The sequence below is a fragment of the Bradyrhizobium sp. genome (assembly GCF_019244115.1).
In the GTDB taxonomy this organism is placed as follows: Bacteria; Pseudomonadota; Alphaproteobacteria; order Rhizobiales; family Xanthobacteraceae; genus Bradyrhizobium.
Map to the genome: position 1 here is coordinate 1 of NZ_JAFATE010000032.1, position 5,547 is coordinate 5,547.

A 5,547-nucleotide genomic window follows, 5' to 3' on the forward strand; every position below is an offset into this window, starting at 1 on the left:
CCATGAGGGTCTCAGTCCGGAAATAACGTCATCGAGGCGCATCACGCAAGCGATGCGCCTCGATGTGCCAATGCGGCAACGTAATCGCAGGCCGCGGCTACTCGGAGCGGTCCGAGGTCCAGCCCTTGTAGTCCTTGACGTTGTCGCGCGTCACAAGTTTTGAAGGCAGCAGTTCGACGGTCGACGCGGGCTTCTGTCCGTTCAAGATGCCGACGCCGACCTGGACGGCGCGGCGCGCCATGAAGAACGGGTCCTGCGAAGAGGACGCCTGAATCTGCGGCGACTGCGGGTCCTTGAGCGCGGCTTCGATGTCGGGTGCGCCATCGACCGCGGTGATCACGATGCCACTTCGCTGCTGCTGGCGCGCCGCAAGGTCAGTGCCGATCGCCTGCGGATCGTTGATCGCAAAGATCGCGTCGATCTTCGGGTAGCGGGTGAGATAGCCCTGCGCCACGGTCAGGCCGCCCTCGCGCGAACCCTTGCCGTCCTGGTCGCTGGACAAGACCTTGATGTCGGGATGCTTGGCGAACACGCTCTTGCAGCCGGTCACGCGATCGATCACCGCGGAGACCTGCGGCCCGTTCTCGATGATGACGTCGCCCTTGCCGCCGAGCTTGTCGACGATGTACTGGCAGGAAATCTCGCCGGCCTGGACGTTGTTCGTCGTCACCGTGGCGTCGGCGCCTTCGGCCGCCGTATCCACCGCAACGACGACGATGCCCGCCGCCTGCGCCTTCTTGATCGCGGGTCCGATCGCCTTGGGATCGCCGGGATTGAGCAGGATCAGGTCGACGCCGGCGGCAATGAAGTTGTCGATCTGGGTGACCTGCTTGCCGAGGTCGTATTCGAAGCCGACGGTGGTGATTTTTACATTGGGATTGGTCTTCTTGGCCTCGAATTCGGCGCCCTTGGCCAGCGCGACGAAGAACGGGTTACCCATCGATCCCAGCGAGACACCGATCGATTTGAGGTCCTTGGCGTACGTCGGTGCGGTGCCGAGGGCGAGCGCCATGGCGGCGCCGGCAAGCGAAATCGTCTTCAACATTGGTTTCCTCCGTGGTCCGTTCTTCACTCCCGACACGGCGGACCAGCTGCCGTAACGGATCGACCGCGACATCAAACCTTGCGCGTTTAACTTTTTCAAGTGCGCGCCGAGCCCTGCAGCCGATAGCGGTCGAGCGCCACCGCGCCGATGATGACCAGACCCTTAATCACATACTGCCAGATGTCGGACACGCCGACGAGGATCAGGCCGTTCGACAGCACCGCAATGATCAGGGCGCCGACCAGCGTGCCCCAGATCGAGCCGATACCGCCGACGAACGAGGTGCCGCCCAAAATAACGGCAGTGATCGCGTCGAGCTCGTAGGACTGGCCGAGCTGCAGTCCGTTGGCGGCATAGAGGCGCGCCGCCTGCATGGCGCCGCCGAGCCCGGCCAACAGTCCCGACACGCCATAGACGAAGATCAGCACCGCCCAGACCTTGATGCCGGCGAGCCGCGCCGCGCTCTCGTTGCCGCCGACGGCGTAGATGTGCACGCCGAGCACGGTCCGCCGCAACACCAGCCACGAGATGAGGATGACGAGCAGGGCGATCACCGAGAGCCACGGGATCGAGGCGACACCGGGAATGAGGGTCAGCGAGGCGTTGCCGATGAAGGCAAAGGGGATCGACGGGTTGAACACGGTGGTGTCGGCACCGAGCAGGCGCGCGAGGCCGCGCACGGCCGTCAGCGAGCCCAGCGTGACGATGAACGGCGGCAGGCGGAGCAGCGCGATCAGCGCGCCATTGATGATGCCAAAACCGAGGCCGGTGAGCACCGCGACCGGCAGCCAGAGCATCCCGAGCTCGGGAAGTTTTGAGACGGTCAGGCCAGCCATTGCGGACGCAGCGAGGATCGAGCCGACCGACAGGTCGATGCCGCCGGTGAGGATGACGAAGGTCATGCCGGCGGCGAGCACGGTGTTGACGGCGGCCTGCTGCAGCACGATGCCGAGATTCTGGCCGGTGAAGAAACGGCCCTCCGACAGGAAGTGAAAGCCGATGCACAAGATCAGCAGCACCGGCAGCATGCCGGCGGCGCGGATCAGAAGCTGGACCCGCTGACGCTTGGTCTCCTGCGCGGCCGCGACGGCAGCTGCCGCAGCGGGCGCTGTTTTCGCCTGCGATGGACTGTCATGCATCGATCTGCTCCGTCCCGGTGGCAAGCGCCATGATGTCTTCCTGGTTCAGCGGCGCATCCGCGCCGCGCCTGATCTCGCCGGCTATGCGTCCGACACGCATCACGACCACGCGGTCGCAGATGCCGATGATCTCCGGCAGATCGGACGAGATGACGAGGATCGCGGTGCCGGCCTTGGCGAGATTGTCGATGATCGAATAGATTTCCGACTTGGCCCCGACGTCGACGCCGCGCGTCGGCTCGTCGAGAATCAGCACCTTTGGCGTGGTTGCCAAAAGCCGCGACAGCAGCACCTTCTGCTGGTTGCCGCCCGACAGGCTGCCGGCCGTGATGCCTGTATTGGCGGCGCGGATGCCGAGCGACGAAAACGCCCTGTTGGCGCGGTCGCGGGCCTTGTCGCGATCCAAGATGCCGCCGAACCTGGCGTCTCTGCCGATGACGCCGAGATTGATGTTGTCGAGGCAGGACATGTCCAGGAACAGGCCGAGCGCCTTCCTGTCCTCGGTCAGATAGGCGATGCCGGCGTCGAGCGCCTCGCCGGGGGTGCGGATCTCGATCGGCTGGCCTTCGAGCTCGAGATGGCCGGACGTTTTTGGCGCGGCGCCGATGATCAGATGCGCGAGCTCGGTGCGGCCCGCGCCGACAAGACCGGCGAGCCCGACCACCTCGCCCGCCAACACGGTTAGCGAGCAGCCTCTGACGCGCTGCCCGTCACCCATGTTGACGGCCGTCAGCACGGGGTGGCCTCGGCCGGCGTCCGGATCATGGTCCTTCTTGTAGAAGGAGGAGACGTCGCGCCCCACCATCATCCGCACGATGGTGTCGGCGCGGATCTCGCCCTTGTCGAGCGAGCCCACCAGACGGCCGTCGCGCAGCACGGTGACGCGGTCGCCCAGCGCATAGACTTCATCCATGCGATGCGAGATGTAGATGATGGCGAGCCCCTCGGCCCGCAGCTGGCGGATCAGCGCGAACAGCCGCTCGCTCTCGCCGGCCGACAGCGCCGTGGTCGGCTCGTCCATGATCAGGATTTTCGACCTTGCGTGCAGCGCACGCGCGATCTCCACAAGTTGGCGCTGGCCCATGGAGAGATGGGCGACCAACGTCGAGGGGGCAAAATCAGCCCCGAGCCGCTCGAGGATCGGCCCGACGCGTTCGCGCATCTCGCCGCGGGCCAGCAGGCCGCTCTGGGAGACCTCGCGGCCGAGATAAATATTCTCCGCAACCGTCAGATTGGGGGCGAGTGAAAGCTCCTGGTAGATGATCGAGATGCCGGCCGCACGGCCGCCCTGCGGCCCATGGATATGCACCGGCTTGCCCTCGATGCGAATCTCGCCGCCGGGATCGGGCCGGTAGGCCCCCGACAGGATCTTCATCAGCGTCGACTTGCCGGCGCCGTTCTCGCCCATCAGGGCATGGATTTCGCCGGCATAGACGGTAAGGTCGACCCCGCGCAGCGCCACGATGCCGAAGAAGGACTTTGAGACCCCACGCATTTCGAGGATCGGATCGGTCATCGTGCCTCCCGGCGCACGCTATTCTTGACCCGCGTCTCGTTCGCTTGCAACGCGGTTCAGCCATTAAACAAAACGCCGCGCGAGAGGGCAATACCGAAGACGAGGACGTATACGCTGGTATTAGCGCCAGCGCGTTGCTAGACCCCCATGGTGAGGAGCCGCGCCCCTTGCGCGGCGTCTCGACCCATGAGGCCCGACTGCTGCGCAGGACCTCCTGCGCATCAGCGATCCTGAACGACCCACTCCAACCACAGATCCGGGGCGATGCTGGAGGTGTCAACCATCGCGCCGTTCGGCAAGTCGTTGGCCTCGACCTTCCTTGCGATTTCTTCACTCGGCAATTTGAACGATGTCCAGCGATCCACCAGGCGCCGGCGCAGCAGCTCCCGCGGGGTTCTTATTCTGACGGAGACGTCGAACAGCCGGCGAAGCGCCGCCCACGGCCCGGAATCCAGCAACAGATAGTTGCCTTCCACGATCAGGATGCGGGTCCGCCGCGTGATGATCAACGCACCCGCCCGCGATAGTTCCAGTGCGCGATCAAACACCGGTCCGGCGATCTCATCTTCCGTGTCGGCCCGGATACGTCGGAGCAGCGCGACCAGGCCACCGACGTCAAACGTATTCTCCGCGCCCTTTCGCGCGAGCAGGTTGCGCGCGCGGAGGACGCTGTCGTCCAGGTGAAAGCCGTCCATGGGCACGATTTCGGTGGGCGCGCCGAGTTCGTCGACACAACGCTGCTGCAGAATGGATGCAATGGTCGACTTGCCGGCTCCGGGCGGTCCGGCAAGCGCGACGATCAGCCGGTGCGCGTTGAGCCGAGCCCCGATCAGCCCGACCAGTTGATCCAATCCCTCGAGCTTTTCGTCAGGCAAGGCTCCGGTCCTCATTCTGGCTTACGTCGGCATCGCGCATTGAAAGGAGTGGCGCCCTGGTTCCGGCTCTGCCGAGATACTGTTTCTCCCCGGTGCGCGATTGATCTAGAACACGCCGCTGATGAATAGCCCGGAGCAGATGATGCAGCAATCGGATCATGTCACGCAATTTCCGTCCCGCCTGGCCGGGCGATATGCTCTCGTGACGGGAGCTTCTCAGGGCATCGGGCGCGCGGTGGCCATCCGCTTCGCGCAAGAAGGCGCACACGTTGCGATCAATTTCGTCGGCCCCAAAGCCACCGCCGAGGAGACGCTGGCGCGCGTGCGGGCGGCCTCGACCGAGCGCGGGCATGGTGATCACGACCATTTTGTGGTCCACGCCGATATCGGCCGTGAGGCTGACATCGCAAAAATGTTCGAGATGGTGCTGGCGCGCTGGCCGCGGCTCGACTGCCTCGTCAACAATGCTGCGTTTCAGAAGGAGTCGCCGAGCCAGGCGCTCGATGTCGAAGCCTACCGCCGCATGCTCGACGTCAACCTGACCGGGGCCGTGCTCTGCGCGAAACAGGCGCTGGCGCATTTCGTCGCGCGGGGCGGCGGCGGCAACATCGTCAATTGCTCGAGCGTCCACCAGATCATCCCCAAACCCGGCTATCTCGCCTATTCGATCAGCAAGGGCGCGATGGCAACGCTAACCCGCACCCTGGCGCTGGAATTCGCCAGCCGCGGCATCCGCGTCAATGCGGTCGGGCCCGGCGCGATCGATACGCCGATGAACGCGGCCTGGACCCGCGACCCGCAAAAACGCGCGGCGGTCGAAGCGCACATTCCGCTGGGGCGTGCCGGCACGGCGGACGAGATCGCCGCCGTGTTCGCCTTCCTCGCCTCGGATGATGCGAGCTACATCACCGGGCAGACGATCTTTGCCTGCGGCGGTCTCACGCTGTTCGGCGAATTCCGCGACAACTGGGC

The 5,547-nt window shown here is 65.1% G+C and carries 5 protein-coding genes; 1 reads left to right on the forward strand and 4 read right to left on the reverse strand.

Annotated features, from left to right (window positions below):
- Positions 1-97: 97 nt before the first annotated feature.
- The 4 genes from JOZ76_RS01575 to JOZ76_RS01590 form a co-directional block, all read right to left on the reverse strand.
- Positions 98-1,045: an ABC transporter substrate-binding protein gene (locus JOZ76_RS01575; protein WP_291696881.1), complete on the reverse strand. Its 948-nt coding sequence runs from the start codon at positions 1,043-1,045 to the stop codon at positions 98-100.
- 95 nt (positions 1,046-1,140) lie between these two features.
- Positions 1,141-2,184, reverse strand: a complete 1,044-nt coding sequence (locus JOZ76_RS01580) for an ABC transporter permease subunit (protein WP_291696882.1) — start codon at positions 2,182-2,184, stop codon at positions 1,141-1,143.
- Positions 2,177-3,700 carry a sugar ABC transporter ATP-binding protein gene (locus JOZ76_RS01585; RefSeq protein WP_291696883.1) on the reverse strand — a complete coding sequence of 508 codons (1,524 nt, stop codon included), beginning with the start codon at positions 3,698-3,700 and terminating at the stop codon, positions 2,177-2,179. Before JOZ76_RS01585 ends, JOZ76_RS01580 begins: the two co-directional genes overlap by 8 nt.
- Before the next feature lie 221 nt (positions 3,701-3,921).
- Complete coding sequence (locus tag JOZ76_RS01590; protein ID WP_291696884.1) at positions 3,922-4,575, reverse strand: AAA family ATPase; 654 nt, start codon at positions 4,573-4,575, stop codon at positions 3,922-3,924.
- A gap of 142 nt (positions 4,576-4,717) precedes the next feature.
- On the opposite strand from JOZ76_RS01590, the gene JOZ76_RS01595 reads away from it, so the two are divergent.
- Positions 4,718-5,547: glucose 1-dehydrogenase (locus JOZ76_RS01595; protein ID WP_291696885.1), on the forward strand; the 830-nt coding region annotated here is incomplete at its 3' end.

Bases quoted from the DNA above. Each gene is read 5' to 3' on its own strand.
- JOZ76_RS01575 (WP_291696881.1), bottom strand. From the start codon at position 1,045: ATGTTGAAGACGATTTCGCTTGCCGGCGCCGCCATGGCGCTCGCCCTC.
- JOZ76_RS01580 (WP_291696882.1), bottom strand. From the start codon at position 2,184: ATGCATGACAGTCCATCGCAGGCGAAAACAGCGCCCGCTGCGGCAGCT.
- JOZ76_RS01585 (WP_291696883.1), bottom strand. From the start codon at position 3,700: ATGACCGATCCGATCCTCGAAATGCGTGGGGTCTCAAAGTCCTTCTTC.